Annotated in this window: 18 protein-coding genes; 5 read left to right on the plus strand and 13 right to left on the minus strand. The window is 59.8% G+C overall.

The genetic code is table 11. The features are described from left to right. Positions 1 to 6: 6 nt before the first annotated feature. The 5 genes from purN to QML71_RS05205 all read right to left on the minus strand — a co-directional run bounded on the left by purN (position 7) and on the right by QML71_RS05205 (position 4,879). Positions 7 to 627 (minus strand): phosphoribosylglycinamide formyltransferase, encoded by a 621-nt coding sequence (gene purN, locus QML71_RS05185; protein ID WP_282010846.1) that lies wholly within the window; start codon positions 625 to 627, stop codon positions 7 to 9. 187 nt (positions 628 to 814) lie between these two features. Then, complete coding sequence (gene lpxC / locus QML71_RS05190) at positions 815 to 2,836, minus strand: UDP-3-O-acyl-N-acetylglucosamine deacetylase (protein WP_282010847.1); 2,022 nt, start codon at positions 2,834 to 2,836, stop codon at positions 815 to 817. 45 nt (positions 2,837 to 2,881) lie between these two features. Beyond that, the gene (gene trmB / locus QML71_RS05195) at positions 2,882 to 3,550 is read right to left on the minus strand and encodes a tRNA (guanosine(46)-N7)-methyltransferase TrmB (RefSeq protein ID WP_282010848.1); all 669 of its coding nucleotides are present in this window, start codon (positions 3,548 to 3,550) and stop codon (positions 2,882 to 2,884) included. A 9-nt stretch (positions 3,551 to 3,559) separates the two neighbouring features. Continuing rightward, positions 3,560 to 4,054, minus strand: coding sequence for a GreA/GreB family elongation factor (locus tag QML71_RS05200; RefSeq protein ID WP_282010849.1), 495 nt, complete (start codon positions 4,052 to 4,054; stop codon positions 3,560 to 3,562). A gap of 30 nt (positions 4,055 to 4,084) precedes the next feature. Beyond that, on the minus strand, positions 4,085 to 4,879 hold the full coding sequence (locus tag QML71_RS05205; protein ID WP_282010850.1) for a septal ring lytic transglycosylase RlpA family protein: 795 nt from the start codon (positions 4,877 to 4,879) through the stop codon (positions 4,085 to 4,087). Positions 4,880 to 5,237: 358 nt separating this feature from the next. Between QML71_RS05205 and QML71_RS05210 the strand changes: the two genes are divergently transcribed. From QML71_RS05210 to QML71_RS05220, 3 genes are all read left to right on the plus strand, one after another. Next, entirely contained in the window at positions 5,238 to 6,092 is an 855-nt protein-coding gene (locus QML71_RS05210) for an HDOD domain-containing protein (RefSeq protein WP_282010851.1), read from the plus strand. A 105-nt stretch (positions 6,093 to 6,197) separates the two neighbouring features. Further along, on the plus strand, positions 6,198 to 7,208 hold the full coding sequence (locus QML71_RS05215; RefSeq protein WP_282010852.1) for an MBL fold metallo-hydrolase: 1,011 nt from the start codon (positions 6,198 to 6,200) through the stop codon (positions 7,206 to 7,208). A 75-nt stretch (positions 7,209 to 7,283) separates the two neighbouring features. Then, on the plus strand, positions 7,284 to 11,018 hold the full coding sequence (locus QML71_RS05220) for a hydantoinase B/oxoprolinase family protein (RefSeq protein WP_282010853.1): 3,735 nt from the start codon (positions 7,284 to 7,286) through the stop codon (positions 11,016 to 11,018). 13 nt (positions 11,019 to 11,031) lie between these two features. On the opposite strand, the gene QML71_RS05225 is transcribed toward QML71_RS05220, so the two are convergent. The 4 genes from QML71_RS05225 to QML71_RS05240 form a co-directional block, all read right to left on the minus strand. After that, positions 11,032 to 11,544: a carboxymuconolactone decarboxylase family protein gene (locus tag QML71_RS05225; protein ID WP_282010854.1), complete on the minus strand. Its 513-nt coding sequence runs from the start codon at positions 11,542 to 11,544 to the stop codon at positions 11,032 to 11,034. Positions 11,545 to 11,652: 108 nt separating this feature from the next. Beyond that, on the minus strand, positions 11,653 to 12,675 hold the full coding sequence (locus QML71_RS05230) for an alcohol dehydrogenase catalytic domain-containing protein (protein ID WP_282010855.1): 1,023 nt from the start codon (positions 12,673 to 12,675) through the stop codon (positions 11,653 to 11,655). 256 nt (positions 12,676 to 12,931) lie between these two features. Next, positions 12,932 to 13,663, minus strand: a complete 732-nt coding sequence (locus QML71_RS05235; RefSeq protein WP_282010856.1) for a YkgJ family cysteine cluster protein — start codon at positions 13,661 to 13,663, stop codon at positions 12,932 to 12,934. 105 nt (positions 13,664 to 13,768) lie between these two features. Beyond that, a complete protein-coding gene (locus QML71_RS05240) occupies positions 13,769 to 14,194 on the minus strand; it encodes a DUF1844 domain-containing protein (RefSeq protein ID WP_282010857.1) in 426 nt (141 codons plus the stop codon). A gap of 188 nt (positions 14,195 to 14,382) precedes the next feature. On the opposite strand from QML71_RS05240, the gene QML71_RS05245 reads away from it, so the two are divergent. Then, positions 14,383 to 15,246: a TRAP transporter TatT component family protein gene (locus QML71_RS05245; protein WP_282010858.1), complete on the plus strand. Its 864-nt coding sequence runs from the start codon at positions 14,383 to 14,385 to the stop codon at positions 15,244 to 15,246. Beyond that, complete coding sequence (locus tag QML71_RS05250; protein ID WP_282010859.1) at positions 15,233 to 16,318, plus strand: TRAP transporter substrate-binding protein; 1,086 nt, start codon at positions 15,233 to 15,235, stop codon at positions 16,316 to 16,318. The genes QML71_RS05245 and QML71_RS05250 overlap by 14 nt, the downstream gene beginning before the upstream one ends. Before the next feature lie 8 nt (positions 16,319 to 16,326). On the opposite strand, the gene QML71_RS05255 is transcribed toward QML71_RS05250, so the two are convergent. The 4 genes from QML71_RS05255 to QML71_RS05270 form a co-directional block, all read right to left on the minus strand. Then, complete coding sequence (locus tag QML71_RS05255; protein ID WP_282010860.1) at positions 16,327 to 17,985, minus strand: fatty acid CoA ligase family protein; 1,659 nt, start codon at positions 17,983 to 17,985, stop codon at positions 16,327 to 16,329. Position 17,986: 1 nt separating this feature from the next. Beyond that, positions 17,987 to 18,733 (minus strand): DnaA/Hda family protein, encoded by a 747-nt coding sequence (locus QML71_RS05260; RefSeq protein ID WP_282010861.1) that lies wholly within the window; start codon positions 18,731 to 18,733, stop codon positions 17,987 to 17,989. A 106-nt stretch (positions 18,734 to 18,839) separates the two neighbouring features. After that, entirely contained in the window at positions 18,840 to 19,265 is a 426-nt protein-coding gene (locus QML71_RS05265) for a hypothetical protein (protein WP_282010862.1), read from the minus strand. Between the two features lie 4 nt (positions 19,266 to 19,269). Further along, entirely contained in the window at positions 19,270 to 19,470 is a 201-nt protein-coding gene (locus QML71_RS05270; RefSeq protein ID WP_282010863.1) for a DUF2065 domain-containing protein, read from the minus strand. Between the last annotated feature and the right edge of the window lie 168 nt (positions 19,471 to 19,638).

Below are 19,638 nucleotides of genomic sequence, written 5' to 3' on the forward strand. Positions count from 1 at the left end.
TGCCTCTCAGGACTCCGCGCGGACGACGCGACGGTGGTCGATGCGGATTTTCTTGTCCACGATCCATTGAATGGCTCGCGGATAAATGATGTGTTCCTGTTCCAGGATGCGCGCCGCCAGGGTTTCGGCGTCGTCGGTGTCTTCCACCGGCACCACCGCCTGCAGGATGATGGGGCCGCTGTCCACGTCCTCGTTCACGTAATGCACCGTGCATCCGGAAAACTTGACGCCGTAGTCGATGGCTTTCTGCTGCACGTCGAGTCCGGGAAAGGCGGGCAGCAGGGACGGATGGATATTGACGATGCGGTTCGGGAACGCCTCGAAAAACGGTTCGCGCACAATGCGCATGTACCCGGCGAGGCACACCAGATCGACCGCCCGGCTTTGCAGGATCGACACCAGCTCCGCGTTGTAGGCGCGTTTGTCGGGAAAGGCTTTGGGATCGACGAACCGGCTTTCGATGCCGTGCCTGCGGCCGCGTTCCAGCGCCCCGGCGTCTTCGCGATCGCTCAGGATCACGGCGATGCGTGCGGCCAGGCTGCCGCTCTCGGTATGATCAATGATGGATTGCAGGTTGGTGCCGCGCCCGGAAGCGAGGACTCCCAGTTTGAATGCGTTCGAGGTCATGGAGTTCAGACAACGGGTTGTGCGGTTGGTCGTGGCTTCTTTTTAAAGAGGTGTCGCATTGCTGCTTGAATATAAAGAATTAAATCGTTCAGGATGACAACTCTAAGGTTTGATTGTCATTCTGAGGAGCCGCAGGCGGCGAAGAATCTATGTTTTATTCTTTTTAAACGGTAACGCTGAATGCAGGTCAGCAATAGGCCGCCTGGATCTGCTTGAGCAGGCCGATGTTCTGGGTGTGCCCGGATTTGTGTGCCTTGATGTAACCCCGCACCGGTTTGCCCAGCAGGTAGAAGTCGCCCAGGATATCCAGAATCTTGTGGCGGGCGAATTCGTTCTCGAAGCGCAGTTCGGTATTGAGGACTTTTTTCTCGTCGAGCAGGATGAAGTTGTCCAGGTTGCCGCCGGCGGCGAAACCCATCTTCATCAGCATGGCCACGTCCTTCATGAAGCCGAAGGTGCGCGCCGGGGCGATCTCCGTTTTGAATTCGGACGGGCTCTTGAAATCGAACGTGTGGTCCATGACGCCGATGGGGTCCGGGTATTCCATGTGGTAGGACACCTTGAAGCCGTCGTAGGGTTCGATGCTGATATGCGGCTTGTTGGGGTCGTCGCCGAAGGTATAGGTTTTGTCGATCACCAACTCCTCGTAGGTGTCGTCCTGGTCCTCGAACTCTCCATCCTCGACCAGCTGGCAGAAATCCTTCGCCGACCCATCCATCACCGGCGCTTCATCGCCGATTTTGATGAGCAGGTTGTTGATCCGGTACATGTGCAGCACGGCCATGATGTGCTCGATGGTGGACACCGACGCCGCGCCTTTTTTGAGGCAGGTGGCGTACTCGGTGGACTGCACGTTCTCGAGGCGTGCCGGGATGGTGGCGCCGCTGGAGATGTCGCCGAAAATGATGCCGCTTCCCGAAGGCAACGGTTGCATGATGAGGCCGGTCTTGATGCCGGAATGCAGGCCGCTGCCGCACAGCACCACGCTGCGTTTCAAGGTGCGCTGGTGCAGGTGGCCGTTGCCATTCTGTTCTCCCGCTGCGGGGGCGGTCTGCATGCTGCGGATGGCGGGCGGCAGATGGTGTACGGCCACCTCGTCCTCCGGATGCACCTTGCGGCTCAATTGCTCCAGCACGGAGCGCATTTCCCTCAGGTTTTCCGGCCAGCTGTAGCGGCTGAGCACGTCCATGGCCTCCGGAGACACATGATGCGCGGGCAGGTCGCTGCGCTCGGCCTGCTCCTCGAAAAACTTGGTGACCAGGGAGGGGATGATGGCCGCGTGCTCCCTCAGCGGTGGAATGTAAACGGTGTTCTCTTTCAGCAGATCGTACAGGTCGGCATTGAACTCGCCCTTTTCCACCATGTCTTCGAGATCGCGGTTGGTGGACGCAAAAATGCGCGACGGCAACAGGGCGGCGGCGACCTCTGTCGGGGCTTCCAGGTTCAGGCATTCGGCCAGCCGTTCCTGCACCGGCATGGCGAGGGCGTCGATGTTTTTCAGATACAGCACGCGGCGGCGCGACGGATGCGAACGCGACGGCATTTTTTTGCGGCCCTTGGTTTTACCCGTGCTTTCCTGCACAAACAGTTCCGACTTCACCTGGTTGGTGGGGCGCAGGCCACAGTTCAACTTGACGAATGGCATGTTGTTCTTGCGGCTCTGCTGATGGATCGCCTGCGCGATGAATTCCTTGCCGGTGCCGGCGTCGCCCTGGATGAGAACCGGACGGCTGGAGCGGGCCAGTTGCTTGATCGTTTTCTTGACGTCCACGATCATCTGGAAACAATGCGGCAACTCGTGCTTCTGTGCATTGTGGCCGTTGATGTTGTTTCGCGATGTTTTCTGCTGCAAGGCCTTGCTCACCGACTGCACGATCTGGTTGAGCGAGAACGGTTTTTCGATGAAGTCGAAGGCGCCCAGTTTGGTGGCGTTGACGGCGGTGTCGATGGTGCCGTGGCCGGACATCACCAGCACCTCAATTTCCGGGTAATAAGTCTTGAGGGTGCGCAGCACTTCGATGCCGTCCATGCCGGGAATCCAGATGTCGAGGAGGATGAGGTCCGGTGGATCGTTCTGCACGATTTCGAGTGCGTCCAGCCCGTCGTCGGCGGTGGCGATTTCGTAACCTTCGTCGGCGAGGATTTCCTGCAGGGAGCCGACTATATTTTTTTCGTCATCGACGATCAATACACGTTCTTTGTTAGCCAAAAGGAGTCTCCGTATTGCGATTCAAACAGTTCTGGTTTTACGTTGCTAAACTAAGGCCGGTTCGCCGGGGTGCGGTGCCGCGACCTCGGCGCATTTGGTGAAATCCATGTAGAAAATCGGCTTGCCGGCGTTGAGAAAATTCTTCTCGTATTTGGTGCGCGGGATGTCATCCCGCGCCGTGACATAGCCCGCGCCGGGATGGCGGTTTTCCAACGAATCCTCGGCGCTCAAAAACTCGATCATCTCCTGAAAGTAGTTTTCGTGATCCGTGGCGATGCGCAGGACGCCGTCCATCTTCAGCTTGCGCGACAGGGTGGCGATGAATGCGGGCTTGAGCAGCCGCCGCTTGTGATGCCGCTTCTTCGGCCATGGGTCCGGGAAGTTGATGTAGATTTCGTCCAGTTCTCCATCCTGGAAAATGCCGGGGATGCGTTCCTTGGCGTCGCCGTACGCCAGCCGCACGTTGGGCAGGTGCAGGCGGTCGAGCTGGGTGATCACCTTGCGGATGCCCTTGTGATAAAAATCGATGGCGATGAAATTGATGTCGGGCTCGCGCACCGCCATGTCCATGACAAAGTTGCCGTTGCCGAACCCGATTTCGAGCTTCAACGGCCGGTCATTGCCGAACTGGTTCGGCCAGTCCGGCCATTCCGCGATGTCCAGAAACTGCGGATGCGCCTGCACCCGGTCGAAAGAAAAGTAACGCTTGGTCATGGCTGAGGGTCAGGAATCCTGCTGTCCTGAATGGTTCAGGGTTTCGTGAATGGTGGTCACCTGCAGGACTTCAAATTCCTGTTGCTTGTCACCAAATTTCAATTGAACGTCGTCGCCTTCCTGCTTGCCCAGCAGAGCCTTGCCCAAAGGCGAGGCCAGCGAGATCTTGCCTTCTTCCGGATTCACTTCTTCCGGAAACACGAGGTTGAACGTTTTTTCCTGTCCGGAGTCGAGGTCTTTCAGAAGCATCGTGCTGCCGAGTCCCGACCGGTCTTTGGGAATGCGGTGGATGTCGATGGAAACGATGTCGCTGATGCGTTTCTGCAACTGGGAAACGCGGGACTCCAGAAACATCTGCCGCTCTTTGGCGGCCTTGTACTCCGCGTTTTCGCTCAGGTCGCCCATGTCGGTGGCGGTCTTGAGCGCTTTGGGAATATCGACCTCCAACTCCCGTTTGCTGTCCATTAAATCTTTTTCCAGTTTATCTACAATGGGCAATCGCATGAATAGAAACCTGTTGAGATGTCAGGGGAGTCAGTTATTGAGGGCAGCCGGGCCCGGTTGCCAGTTCCTTATAATAAAAGCATCTTCCCGCCCTTGTCCACGGAGTTTTTCCCGCAGGCGGATGGCATCTTCGTAAAGCGGCGACCCGCCGACCAGCACCTGGTACCAGTGGCCGCCGTCCCGGTCCACATTCCGGACTTCCCCCTCGTATTGCCGGGAGAGCAGCTCGGCGGCGTCCCGGTTCTGGAACAGGCCGAGCTGAATGCTGTACTGGACTTGCCCCGAAGCGCTGGCCGGGGTGACGACGGGTTTTTGCGCCGCGCCCGATTCGAGAACCGCAACACGTACCGGCGCCGTGCCGCGCTCGGCCATTCCCAGCAACTGCGCCGCTTTGTAACTGAGATCGATGACGCGGTCGCCGACGAACGGCCCCCGGTCATTGATGCGCACCGTCACCGCCTTGCCGTTGTCGAGGTTGGTCACCTGCACCCGGCTGTTGAAGGGAAGCGTTTTGTGCGCCGCCGTCAGGGAATGCATATTATACACTTCTTTGTTGGAGGTTGCCTTGCCATGAAACGGATCGCCGTACCAGGAGGCAATGCCTTCCTGCTGGAACCCATCGGCCTTTTCCAGCGGGTGGTACACTTTGCCATCCACATCGTAGGGCATGGTCTCGTCCACCGCCGTGGGTTTATAAAGATTTGTTTTAGTTTGAGTTTTCTCGTTGACGGTGGGCTCAATCGATGACACGGCCGGGATCAGGCGACCTTGGGTCGATTTCGAACCGAGTGCTGGAGTCAGGTGGTGCGTGCACGCGGAACTCATTACTAAAATCATAATAATCAAAAGCTTGTTTTGAAACGGGCAGTTGGGGAGATGGATTCGCATGGGACAGGTCCTGGGTTGCGTGAATCGTTGGACAGCCGCGCCACCGCCGCCCGGGGCGCACGATAGCCTCATAACTATATCAAAGTCAGTTAGTTATGGCAATTTTACGCTTTGATTCTATGAGTTAAAGCAAGCGGGGTCAACTTCAAACTGCTTTTTTCATCATCGGGCGATATTCCCATAAATCATTGACAACTTTGAAGAAACCAGTGACAATCGATATATTGAAACCATCTGCAGGGCAGTTCGGTTCACCAACCGTTTGTATATTACGACTTTTTGAATAACTTCCGGCATGCGGGAACATATTCTGGAACTCATCCAGGAGAAGAAAAACATACCGCCTTTGCCCGATATCCTGCACCGGCTTGAGGCCAAGATCGGCAGCCCCAAAAGCCAGGTCAGCGACATTGCCATCCTCATTGAGACGGAACCCATCCTCTCCGGCCGCCTGATCCAGCTATCCAACAGCGTATTTTTTGGCGGCAGTGGTTCCAAGGTGGAGCGTTTGCCCGACGCCATCATCCGCCTCGGCCTGAAGATGATTCTGGATCTGGCGTACACCCTGGAATTGCCCCAACTGTTTTTGCGGGAAAGCGACCTCAACCAGAAAAAATTCTGGCAACATTCGCTGGCAGTGGCCATTCTGGCCCGGCTTCTGGCGGAACATCTGGAGGAGCTACACTGCGAACCGGACCCCTGTTATCTGTCGGGGCTGATGCATGACATCGGCATCATGGTGTTCAATTTTATTGTGCCTCAGGAATACAACGCGTTTCTGAAAGAGGTCCGCGGCATCGACAAACCGCTGCAAGTGCTGGAGCAGAAACGCTTCGGCATCGCTCACCCCGAACTGGGCGCGGAGTTCATAAAGAAATGGTGGCCCATTCCCGCCGAAGTGACACTCTCCGTGGAAAAGCATTTTTTGGAAATGTCGGAGAAGGGGAAAAAGTATCCGGTGCTGCTGAGCGTGATCATGGCCAACGACATTGCCAACCATTTCGGCATGGGGCACGGTATCTCCGCTCACAAGGAAACTCCGGACCGAAGTTTCATGCAGGGCTGTGGACTGACGCCGGATCTGCTGGAAGATCTGGTGGGTAAAACCCGCGACAGTCTGCACATGGCGCAGGAAGTTCTTTATAAATAATCCCAATCCATTATAATGACAAATTCGTTCCACGCGGACAGGCTGCCCATGCGTGTCGGCCCTTGAGGATTGAGTTCCTAACAGCGACGGCAATACGGGAACGATTTGCCAATCATCACCCAATACATCATGTCTGCTGAACAATTTCTAGTTACGTTTCGGGGGGTCCGCGGATCGTTGCCTTCGCCCCTGCTGAGCCACGACATCGAGGCGAAAATTGCAAAAGTCCTGGAGATGGCGAAGCCGGAAGACCTGAAGGACGAATCCGCCCGCCAGAAATTCATCGAATCCCTGCCGGAGCCCGTTCGCGGGTGTTACGGCGGCAACTCCGCTTGCGTCCAGTTGGAAGTGGGCGGCAAGAACCTGGTGTTCGATTGCGGCACCGGCCTGCGCATGCTCGGCCTGGATCTCATGGAGGGCGAATTTGCAAAAGGCCAGGGCGAGATTCACATCTTCCTGTCGCACACGCACTGGGACCACATCATGGGCCTCCCGTTTTTCCTGCCGCTGTTCACCAAGGGCAACCGCATCATATTTTACGGCGCTCACACGGATATTAAAGAACGGCTGATGAGACAGCAGGACCCGCGCTACTTCCCGGTATCGTTCAACTCGTTCACCGCCGATGTGGAAGTCCGGACCATCGACGATCAAAAAAGCGTTGTCTTCGGTGATGAATCGGACCCGATCACCGTCACGTGGAAGGAGATGGACCATCCCGGCAAAAGTTTTTCTTACCGGGTGGAGTACCGGGGGCGGTCGGTGGTGTATGCGACCGATGCGGAATACAAAAAGCTTTCGCCGGAAGATCTCAAACCCACCATCGATTTTTTCAAAGACGCCGACCTGTTGATCTTCGATTCCCAGTACACCTTCATCGAAGGCGTGGAAAAGGAAGACTGGGGGCACAGCTCCACCTTCATCGGCGTGGACATCGCCCTCGAAGCGGGTGTCCGCAACCTCGCGTTTTTTCATCACGAGCCCACCTACAGCGATTTCAAACTGCTCAATGTACTGGAACAAACTCGCAAATACCTGACCGCTATCGGCGGCGACAGCAAGCTGCACTGCTTCCTGGCGCGTGAAAGCGCCACCCGCGACCTGCTCGCCGGGTGACTCCGTGCGGCATTCCGGGCGTTGTGTCCTGCCAACGGACACGGGCCGATTTTATTCTGATCGGATGACATCGCGATGGCCGATCCAAACCGTTTTCGTTTTTCCATAGACCGGGGCGGCACCTTCACCGACGTGTACGCCGAGGTGCCGGGCGAACCGGGGTACCGTGTCGTCAAGCTGTTGTCGGAGGACCCGGACCATTATGCCGACGCGCCGGTGGAGGGCATCCGCCGTGTGCTGGAAGAGGTGCTCGGCACACCGCTGCCGCAAGAGGGATTCGATGCCTCCGCCGTCGAGTGGGTGCGCATGGGGACGACCGTCGCCACCAACGCGCTGCTGGAACGCCGGGGCGCGAAGACGGCGCTGGTCATCACGCGAGGCTTTGGCGATGCGCTCGTTATCGGCAAGCAGAACCGTCCGCACCTGTTCGACCTCGCCATCCACCGGCCCGATCCACTCCACACCGCCGTGCTCGAAATCGATGAACGCCTGCGCCTGCTCACACCGGAAGCCATCGACCGCACCCCCGGCGCCATCCGTTGCGCTTCCGGCGATGCGGTCGAGGTGTTGACGACTCCGGACTGGACCCAGGTCCGCGCCGACCTGCAACAATTGAAAGACGCGGGCATCGAAAGCCTCGCCGTGGTGCTGCTGCACGCGTATGCGTATGCCGCGCATGAACAGAAAATCGGCGAGCTGGCCAGGCAGATCGGGTTTGAGCATGTGTCGCTGTCGTCGGAGACGATGCCACGCATCAAACTGGTGGAGCGCGGCCAGACGACATGCATCGATGCCACCCTCACACCGCACCTCGCCCGTTATCTGCAAGGCTTCCGCTCGCGTTTTCGCAACCCGCAGGCCGACCTCTTGTTCATGCAGTCGGATGGCGGGCTGGTGCCGGCCGATCAATTCAAAGGCTGCAACGCGATTCTTTCGGGGCCCGCCGGCGGGGTGGTCGGGTACGCGGCAACCGGGTTTGATCCGGACCGCCCGCAACCGTTGATCGGTTTCGACATGGGCGGCACCTCCACCGACGTGTCGCGTTTCGACGGCCGGTTCGACTGGGTGGAGGAAACGGAAATCGCGGGGGTGCACCTGATGGCGCCGCAACTCGACATCCGCACCGTGGCGGCGGGCGGCGGCTCGCGCCTGTTCTTCCAGAACGGCATGCTGGCGGTGGGGCCGGACTCCTCCGGCGCGCACCCCGGTCCCACGTGCTATCGCAAAGGCGGACCGCTTTCGCTCACCGACGCCAACCTGCTGCTGGGACGGCTGGTGCCGGAATGCTTCCCGCATATCTTCGGTCCCAATCACGATGAACCGCTCGATGCCGAAGCGACACGCACCGCATTCGAACACCTGGCGCAAGACATCAACGCCGAACAAAAAAAACGCGGCGAGCCGCCGTTGACGTTGGAAGCGATTGCAATGGGGTTCATCGAGGTGGCCAATGAAACCATGGCGCGGCCGATCCGTGAATTGTCGATCGCACGCGGCCACGACATCCGCAAGCACGCGCTGGCCTGTTTCGGCGGCGCCGGGGGGCAACATGCCTGCGCCATCGCCCGCTCGCTGGGCATCCGCCGTATCGTCATCCACCGTTTCGCGGGGATTCTTTCCGCCTACGGACTGGCCCTGGCCGACGTGGTGGTGGAACAAGAAGAGCCTGCATCGTGGGAGTGGAACGCCCAGTCCGCCGCGTCATGGGAACCGCGCCTCGCAGCGTTGCGCCAGCAGGTGACGCAGGTGTTGGCGGCGGAAGGATTCGATAGCGGCCACATTGAGACGCAGGAGTTTTTGCGTCTGCGTTATGAGGGGACGGATCATGCGGTCATGGTGCGGCGTCCCGAGGACGACGACTTTGCCCAAAGTTTTCGCGCGCTCTACCAACGCGAATACGGATTCGAACTGGAGGGCCGCACCATTTTGATCGACGGCCTGCGCGTGCGCGGTGTCGGCAAAACCGAACGGCCGCGGGAGCGGCCGCTTGCGCCCAAAACGAAACCCACGCCGCCCGGCGCGCACACTTCGTGCTATTTCAAAGGAGGCTGGCGGGAGACGCCGGTGTACCGGCTGGAGCAACTGGGCGCGGGGGAGGCGGTTGCCGGTCCCGCGATCCTGCTCAACGACACCTCGACGATTGTGATCGAACCCGAATGCCGCGCCAGCGTCACCGAACAGGGCGACGTGGAGATCGCGGTTTCCGCATTGCCGGACACGAGCACCGAGGCGCGCTGGGACCCGGTGCAGCTTGCCATTTTCAGCAACAAGTTCATGTCGATCGCCGAGCAGATGGGGCACACGCTGCAACGCACGGCGGTATCCACCAACATCAAGGAGCGGCAGGATTTCTCCTGCGCCGTGTTCGATCCGGAAGGCGGCCTCGTCGCCAATGCGCCGCACCAGCCGGTGCATCTGGGATCGATGGGCGAGGCGGTGCGCGCGCAGATGCGTTTGCATGAAGGCACGATGCAGGACGGCGACGTGTACCTGTCCAATCATCCGCAGGCGGGCGGCACGCATTTGCCGGACATGACGGTCGTCACGCCGGTGTTCGACAACGACCGCATCATTTTTTTCGTCGCCAGCCGCGGGCACCATGCCGACATCGGCGGCACCACGCCCGGCTCCATGCCCGCGTTTTCCACGCGCATCGAGGAAGAGGGCGCGGCCCTCGACTCGTTTCAACTGGTGAAAGAGGGCGTGTTTCAGGAAGAAGCGCTTAAACAGTTGCTCACCACGCCGCCGGTGATTCCCGGTTATGAAAACGCACACGTTCTTTCCGGCACGCGGGCCCTGGCCGACAACGTCTCCGACCTCAAGGCGCAGATCGCCGCCAACCGGCGCGGCATCGGGCTGATCCGGTCGCTGGTCGAGGAGAACACGCTCGACGTCGTGCACGCCTACATGGGCTACATTCAGGAAAGCGCGGAGATGGCGGTGCGCGAGGTGTTGCGGGAATTGCATCGCCGGCACGGCGGTCGCGACCTGGTGGCGGCGGACGCGATGGACGACGGCACGCCGATCCAACTGCAAATCCGTTTGCAGGCAGACGGCACTGCTCTGTTCGATTTCACCGGCACGGGAAGGGAGGTGGCGGGCAACTGCAATGCGCCGGTGGCAATCACCTACTCGGCAGTGTTGTATTGCCTGCGTTGCCTGGTGCGACGCGACATCCCGCTCAATCAGGGCTGTCTGAATCCGGTGCGCTTCGTCATTCCCGAGGAATCGATCCTGAAGCCGTCGGCCCACGCCGCAGTGGCGGCGGGCAACGTGCTGACTTCGCAACGCGTGGTGGATGTGGTATTGAAAGCGTTCGCCGCGGCGGCGGCCTCGCAGGGCTGCATGAACAACCTCACCTTCGGCAACGACCGCTTCGGCTATTACGAAACCATCGGCGGCGGCGCGGGCGCGGGCCCGGACTGGCACGGCGCCTCCGGCGTGCACACGCACATGACCAACACCCGCATCACCGATCCAGAAATCCTCGAAAAACGCTATCCGGTTTTATTGCGTGCGTTTTCCATTCGAAAAAAGTCGGGCGGCGTGGGACGGTTTCACGGTGGCGACGGGCTCCTCCGCGAGATGGAGTTTTTAGAGCCGTTGCAGGTGACGTTGCTGTGCGAGCGCCGCGTGCGTGCGCCGTTTGGATTGAACGGTGGCGGCGAGGCCGAGCGCGGACACAATCTGCTGATCCACCAAGACGGTCGCGAAGAAGACCTGGGCGGTAAAAACGAGATTGCCGTGCGCCCCGGCGACCGTCTGCGTCTGCTCACTCCCGGCGGCGGCGGTTACGGACCGCCATCGTAAATCCGCACGCCGATCACCCCTGCTTGAACTCGGCATCGATCTCGGTATGCGCGATGTGGTTGGTGTAGTTGGTGATGGTTTTGAGCGCGATGATGCCGACGATCTCCAGCACCTGACGGCGATCGATGCCCCAGCCTTCGAACTCCTGCAAGTCCTCGGCGGTCAGCCAGCCCTTTTTGTCCAGCGTGCGGAAGGTGGCCTCCACCAGGTTGTTGTCGCGCGGGTTGTTGAGCGGCTTCTTGTTTTGGATGGCTTCGACATCCGCATCCGAGGCGCCTGCTTTCTTCGCCACCATGCCGTGCGCCGCCTTGCAGTAATCGCAGCCGTTGAAGGTGGACACGGCAACGATGACGAGTTGCTTCTCGCGTTCGTCGAGCACGGTGTCTTTCATGATTTCCGTGCCGCTCAAATACAAATCCAGCGCTTCCGGGCTGGCTGCCAGCTCTTTCAGCACGTTGGGCACGAAACCGAATCCTTTTTCGGCTTTATCGAGCAGGTCCTGGGCTTTCGATGTCACGTTTGCCATGTTGGCCTCCCTTCAAAAAAGCAAACAATGCGTTGCATGAACCGTCGTTCATGAATCGTCTCTAGGGAGTTGGTAGGGTGCCGTGGCGAAAACTTACAGATCGATTTTTTATTTCTGCATGCTGAGCACGACCTTGTTTTCGTGGAAAGCGGACTCGATGGCCGCGTGGGCGTTTTGGAGGGGTTGCACCGAGGTGATGAGTGTCTTCAGCCGGTCCTGGTGCTGCTCCAGAATGTTCACGGCGGGAGCGAACGGACCGCAGCGCGACCCTTGCACGCAGAGTTCATCGACCACCAGCCGGGTCATGTCGAGCCCCTGGGCGGGCAGGCCGCAGGTGGTTTTGGCGGAGATGGTGCCGCGCGGCCGGACCAGTCCCAAAGCCTCGGCAAAGCCCTGCGGCTGTCCGGTGGCGTCGATCACGATGTCCGCGCCGAGGCCGGCGCTTTGGCCGCGCACGATGTCCCCGGCTTGTTCCGGCGCACAGGCCAACGCAGCGCCGTACTCGAGGGCGCGGGTGCGTTTCGATTCGCTGCGCGAGACGGCGATCACATCGAGACCGTGCACGACCGCGGCGACGAAAACGATGAGGATGCCGAGGCGTCCGGGTCCGAGCACCGCCACCACGTCCGTTTCTTTGGGCGGCGTCATGACGAAGGTTTGCAGTGCCGCCGCCAGCGGTTCGATGAGCGTGGCGGCGATGGGATCGATGCCGTCCGGGATGCGGTGCAGCACGCCTGCCGGCACCACGACTTCCTCCGCGAACGCGCCGTCTTTCGAGATGATGCCGGTGACGGTGCGGGTCTGGCAGTGGCTGGGCATGCCGCGCTGGCAGGCGCGGCAGGGGGTGGGCGAGCGGTACGCGGTGCAGGTGTTGTTGATCTCGGCGGTGACGCGGTGTCCCTTCCAATTCGTATCGACCTTTTCACCGGTGGCGGTGACTCGTCCGACAAATTCGTGACCGCAGACCAAAGGCAGTGGCACTGAGTAGTCGCCGGAGTACAGGGCGAGGTCGGTGCCGCAGACGCCCGCATGCTCGACGGCGATCACCACCTCGCCCGGACCCGCCTGGGCTGCCGGGCGATCCTGCATGACGAGGGTTTTCGGTGCGGTCAATGTGGCGGCGAGAGACATGGGATCTGGTTGGCAAAGAGAAATTTACAAGAGTCATTAAAAAAAATCAGAGGCAGCCACCCTCACCCTAGCCCATCACTCCATGAGTGCTCCCGTCAAGGGAAAGGGCGTGTTTAAGGTTCCTTCTCCCCTGGCGGGAGAAGGTCAGGATGAGGGGGATTCATGACCTTCCTTATAACCGGACATAAATTGCACCGCTGGTTTGTAACCCAAAGTTATGTCAAACGCTCGCCGGCCAATGCTCGCCGGAGAGCGGTTATTTTTTCTTCTTCTTTTTCTGTTTTTGTTTCCACTGCAACAGCCAGTGCTGGATGAGGCGCAGTTTCTGGCTGCCGGTGAATTTGCGGCGCTTGAATTTCGGCGTCTGTTCGTATTGCAGGCGGGCGATGACGGTCGGCGCCACGGCTTCCTCGATCACCGCACCCCGCTGCGCGTGTTCCAGCTTTTTGGAATCGCACACTTCGCGGAAGGCGACCATGGTGCGGCAGTCGAGCGGACGGTTCTCGTGGATGGCGCAGCTCTGGTCCTCTTCCAGAAATGGACAGGGCTGGTTGATGACCATGGTGTACCAGTCCACGCTGTCGGGATCGACCCCGGACTCCAGCGTCTTGGCGACCTTGTGCATGCTTTTCTCGGCGCGGTCGATGATGGTGTTGAGGTCAATGTCCTGCTTCCTGGCCGCATTCATCATCTCTTCCCATTCCAGTTCGGTGATCATGACGCCGGTGTGGCAGCAGTGGGCGCAGCCTTTCTGGCAGGTGAGCGGTGGTACTTTCTCGGCATAAGCCCGGTCGAGAATCTTCCACAGCGCCTGGATAGGGGGAATCTTTTCCTGCTTGGCCAGCGCTTTCGAGCCTTCCAGCAGGTGTTCGTAGGCGTACTGGATTTCCGCCTCGGTGTACTTTTGCTGGATGTAACGGCGCAGGTCTTCCGGGTCGGTCATGCCGTACAGGTAGATGCCGTTGTGGTCGGCGAACAGTGTCGTCATCGTGCGGTCCCTGTGAGTGTGTTATCGACCCAAGATACCACCGGGGCCGGAAGGCTGGCAACCGGGGAAGTGCGTGGGCATGGATATAAAGCCGGGGGGAGGGGACTAGCCTTTTTTCTGTTTGGCGATGTACTTCATCTGCAATTCGTAGATCAACTGCTCCAGCAGCTTGGCTTCCTCGGTGCTGAGGTTGTTCTGGGTTTTGGCCTTGAGCATGGTGAGGATGTCGATGGTCTGCTGCACGGCGGGCAGGTTTTCCATCACCTGGCCGGTGGCCGGGTCCGGGATATCACCCAGGTAGTAGAACGCCGACGAGGTGAGCGACAGCACGAAGGTGGAGAAATCGATTTCCATCGGTCCGCTATGTTGCGAGTGAGCGGCTTCCTGGTCAGCGGGTGGTTTGGTTTCCTGAGCTTTTTCCTGCTCGACTTTTTTCTCCTGTTCCTGGCTGGCGTCGTCGGACAGATGGGACGAACGCCGGTCCTGAAAGGTGAAACCGCTTTTCTCTTTTTCTTCTTCGTCTTTGCTCATGGCAAAACCCTTGAATAACGGTTGGGAGGAACAGGACTGTCAGGATTGGGAAGCGAGCGCGACTTAAAACAGTACGGTATTTCGGAGCCCAATCCCGGCAGGCTCAAACATAGCAGCATGCCGGATTTATGTCAAAACAAAGCTGTTGTGTTGTTGCGGGCGGTGCGTTTTGTTATCATTTCAGGACTATGGCATTTCGATTTCTCTGGTTGGCGATTGCTCTGTTGCTGTTCGAGGCCTGCACTCCGCGCCAAATGGTCCTGCGTATGGCGTCCCCCCTGTTTGAAGGCCAGGTGGCGGCTCTCAATGAAGAGTCGGACCCTGAACTGGCCGAACAGGCTATCCCGGCCAGCCTCAAGATGCTGGAAGGGCTGGTCAAGGCCGATCCCGAAAACGTTTCATTTCATCACAAGCTGGCGGAAGGCTTCTGCGGTTACGCCTTCAGCTTCGTCGAAGGCAAGGACAACCGCCGTGCGTCCGACCTGTACCTGCGCGGGCGCGACCATGCCGTGCGCTCGCTCGTCCTCAGCGGCGCACCGGAAAATTTATTGAACCTGCCGCCGAACGAATTCACTGCGGCGGTGAACAATCTGGACCGGGACACTCTGCCGGGTCTGTTCTGGACGGGGCAATGCTGGGGTGCGTGGCTGATGTTCAACCTGACCGACATGGAGGCCCTCGCGGCGTTCCCGAAAGTGGAAGCCGCCATGCGGCAGGTGCTGCAGTGGGACGAGGCCTACCATCAGGCCGGGCCGCACCTGTTCTTCGGCGGTTTTTACGGTGCGCGGTCGCCCATGCTGGGCGGCAAGCCGGAGCAGGCCAGGCGCCATTTTGAACGCGGGCTGGAGTTGACCGGACGCAAGTTTCTGGTCATTCAACTGATGTATGCCAAGACGCTGGCGGTGCAGACGCAGGACAAGGAATTGTTCACCAAGCTGTTGCAGGAAGTGGTCGAGGCGCCGGAGGGCATGCTGCCCGGACAGCGTCTTGCCAACGAAGTGGCGCGTCTCAAGGCCAAACAACTTTTGGAGGATGTGGATGTTCTGTTCTGATCGAAACGAAGACAACACGAAGCGATCGACCCGCCGTCCGGCGCGCACCCGGTTTCTGTGTATCGCCTGCGGCATCCTGGCGTCGTTGCTGTTCGCGCTGGTGATGTGGACGGTGCAGGCCACGCCGGTGTACGCGGCGTCCAAGACCTATATCAAGTTTTCGACGCTGGCGCCGGAAGGCTCTTCGTGGATGAACCGGATGAACACGTTGTCTGCGGAAGTGGACAAGGCGACGAATGGCGAGGTGGCGTTCAAGTTTTATCCCGGCGGCGTGTCCGGCGACGAGATCGACGTCATCCGCAAGATGCGCATCGGCCAGTTGCATGCCGCGGGTTTCACCGGTGTCGGACTGGGACAGATTCTGCCGGAAGTGCGCGTGCTCGACCTGCCGTTTTTGTTCCGCGACGACAAGGAGATCGAGCACGTTTACGACAGCATGACCGAGTACTTTGCCGGGCAGTTTGAAAAGGAAGGGTATGTGCTGCTGGGCTGGGTGCCGGTCGGCTGGATTCATTTCTTCTCACAGAAACCGATCGACAACATCGAGGACCTGCACGACAAAAAAGCGTGGATGTGGGAAGGCGATCCCCTGGTGCAGGAAACCTACAAGCATCTGGGTGTGACGCCTTTTCCCATGTCGATCACCGACGTGCTGCTGTCGTTGCAGACGGGCATGCTCGATACCGTCTATGCTTCGCCCGTCGGCGCGCTGGCGCTGCAATGGTTCACCAAGGTCCGCTACATGTCGGAGTTGCGCATGGGCAATGCCACCGGCGCGGTGCTGATGACCACGCGCCAGTTCAAAAAATTGTCGGAGTCGCAGCAAAAAGCGGTGCGCGACATCAGCCGCAAAAACCTGAAGAAGCTGGTGCAGCAGGTACAGCAGGACAACGACCGCGCCATCGAGGTGATAAAGAAAAATGGGTTGAAGGTTGCGCCCATGCCGTCGGAAGCCGAGCGCCAGAAGTTTTTTGACGTCGGCGAGAAAGTCCGCAAAGGACTGGCTGGAAACCTGTTCGACCAAAAACTGCTGGACCAGGTCCTCACCCACCTCAACGAATTCCGCTCCTGAACCCGAATCTAAACCTTGCGTGAGTGCTGCAACGCGGTGGCCGCCCAGGCCGCCAACCGGTCGCGGTTGATCTTGGCGTTGTGGCGGATGTCCACGGGGAACGCGGGGTGAAACAGAATCGTGCCGATGGCCTGCGTCGCCTGATGGCCCGCGCCCAACTCCAGAAGTTCCGCCCGGATGCGGTTGCGTTGCGAGGCATCGACTTCCGCCTGCGCGGCGTTCAATTCGACGACAATGACCGGCGTCTGCTCGCCCAGGGGGCCGATGCCCACCAGGGCCGAGCGTTTCACTTCCGGGTGCCGGTTGAAGATGGCCTCGCACACGATGGTGAACAGGTGTCCGCCCGCGGTGAGCACGCGGTGGCTCTTGCGGCCGCAGAACCAGAGCCGCCCGGTTGCATCGATGTAGCCGACATCCCCCATGCGGTGCCAGGTGCGGTCGCCCTCCTGAATTTTTGATTTCAGGTTGGCCGTGTCCAGTTGGACGTACTCGCGGGTGGTCCAGTCGCCGTGCACGGCGATCTCGCCGATGGTGCCCGCAGGCACCTCCAGCGACGTGTCCCACCGGCGGATGGGTTCGTCGGTGATGCGGATGATCTTGAGCTGGACCCCGTCCACCGGTTTGCCGACACAGGTGCCCCAGCCCTCCTGCGTGCGCGCCCAGGTTTCATCCACCACCTCGCGTCGTTCAATCGAACACACCGGCAGCGCTTCCGTCGCGCCGTAAGGTGTGTGCACCTGCGCGCTTGCGGGCAGAATGTGATCGAAGCGTTCGAGCAACGACCCCGGCACCGGCGCGCCCGCAATCAGGATGCGTTGCAGCGATTCCAGTTTCACATTGTGATCGAGGCAATACCGCGTCACCGTGTCCCACAACGCGGGCGACCCGAAACTGCTGGTGATGCCGTACTGGCGGATGGGGCCGATGATGTTTTCGGGATTCACCTCGGCCGGGCGGGTGGGGTCCATGTCCGGCAGCACGCAGGTCATGCCGAGACCCACGCCGAACAGGCCGAACAGCGGGAATGTCGGCAGATCCATCTCGCCGACCTGAATGTTATACAGCCGTTTGATGGTTTCCACCTGCAACGAAAACATGCGGTGCGTGTAGAGCACGCCTTTGGGCGGACCGGTGCTGCCGCTGGTGAACAGGATCGCCGCCGCGTCGTCCGGGGCGGTGTCCACCGCCACGGTGTCGCTCTGGCCGGATTCACGCACCGACCGGAGCGTGGTGCCGCCCCACAGCCAGCGCGTGCCGACAGTGACGAGCCGCGTCACCGAGCGGAAATATTTTTTGTAAAGCAGGCGCGCCATGTGCGCTTTGGGTATGCCGATGAACCCGGTGGGCGCAACGTTGCCGATGCCGGTCAACACCTGTTTGCGGTCGAGGCCGGGATCGATCAGCACCGGCACCGCGCCGATGCGGAACAGCGCGAAGGTGATGCTGACGAAATCGATGCCGAACGGCACCATCACCAAAATGCGGTCGCCGTGATCGAATCCGGCGCGGCGCAAGCCATCGGCCAGCCGGTTGGCCTCCCGCTGCAACTCGCGGAAGGTGAGGCTTCGGCACCCTTGAGCGCGCGGCACCACCAGCGCGTCGCGGTTGGGGACGGTTGCGGCGAGGCCGTCGATCAAGGTGGCGATGTTTTCCGTGGCGACGGTCATGTCAGGAATCCGGAAGGCCAAGCGCCGCCTTGACCAGGGGCAGGGTGACCTTCTGCTTGCGGGCGAAAGATTCCTGATTGATGCGGGCGATGGCGTCCTTGATCGATGGAAAATCCCGGGGCAGCCGGGTGAGCAGAAACTGCGTGATCTTGTCGGGGATTTCGAGGCCCACATCCTGCGCCAGTTTCGGAATCAGGCGCGCCGTGGTGGCGTCGTCGATGGGTTTCAATTCCGCCGTCATGCCCCATTGGAAGCGCGACCGCAGATAGCTCTCCGTAGCGGGCAGCAGGTGCGGCGGGGTGCGTCCGGCGAACATGATCTTTTTATCTTTTTCACGCAGCGTGTTGTAAATCAGGTACAGGATTTCCTGCGCGGCGGGGTGACCGGCGATGCGGTCCATGTCGTCCATCAAAAAAATGTCAACGTTTTCCAGCGGCGCGAGGGCGGACGCGGCGGACTCTTCCCCTGCCGCCACGGTATGGAGGAAGTCCTCACAGTGGACGTACAGGGCCGAGCCGGTTTCGGAAGCCAGGTTGCCGGTGGCCATGAGGAGGTGTGTTTTGCCCAGCCCGGTATTGCCGGCGAGGAACAGGGTCTGGTAGGGCGCCGGCTCAGGCGAGGCGAACTGCCGCGCCGTGTCCCACGCGAATTCGGTGCCTTTGGAAACGATGAAATTATCGAAAGTGTATTCCGGCCGGGCGGGAAAGTTGAGGATCAGTTGTCGGCTGTTGGAATCCTGACGAGACATGAACCGGTTGCCTGGAGGCGCTTCATGGAGAAGAAAGCGCTCCTGAGAATAAAACGGGCTGTGGGACCGCATCCTCAGTATAGCTGAACCCGTTGCAACGGGATGATTATTTGGGGCCGATTTGGATTTCGATGTGCGTTTTGCCGAGGGAAGACGGCGTCACGCTGACGGTGCAGACCTGGCCCTTGCGCTCATACAGCATGGTGCGCGTGTCGTGCTCGACGATCTGCAAAGGCGTCCACCCGTTCTGCACCATCTCCGTGCGGAAGTAATCGACCACGTCTTCGGCTTTGTTCCAGACGGAAAACACCAGCCGCCCCACCTTGATGTCGCCGCTTCCCGATTCATAGATGAAGGTCTTGCCGCGATCGAGTTCGATGCCTTTCGGGATCGGCACATTGGGGAACTGCATGGCGACCGAAGGCGGCGGCATATGCTCCGCTGCCGGGCCGGTGGCTTTTTCGGGCGTGCCTCCGCATCCGGCCAGACCGGCCAGAGCGACAGCAAAAACGAGTGCAAAGGTGCGTTTCATAGGTTCAGTCATTGGAATACGTTAACCTCCCAAAATAGACGGCGACCAGTCCGAGAATGATGATGACAAAACCCAGCCCCCGCAGCACCCCGTTGTCGATCATCGGGATTTTCTGGGCCAGGGCCTTGACCTGATCCGGAAAGCAGAAATAAGGAATGCCTTCAAAGATCATCATCAGTCCGATGGCGGTGAGGAACAGGCTCATGGTGTGTCCAGAGTGGGGCGTTCCCTGGTCGTCATGGTTGGGGCAAGGAGGGCTCACCGCCCGCGTTCTGGAATCCACGCTGGGGTCAACCCGGTTTTAATAACGGATGGCTTTAAATGCTGCGGGCCTGGCAGGACACCCCCCGGATGCCCCGCTCCTACTGGTTTT

Origin of the sequence: Nitrospina watsonii (genome assembly GCF_946900835.1) — a bacterium.
GTDB classification, from domain to species: Bacteria; Nitrospinota; Nitrospinia; order Nitrospinales; family Nitrospinaceae; genus Nitrospina; species Nitrospina watsonii.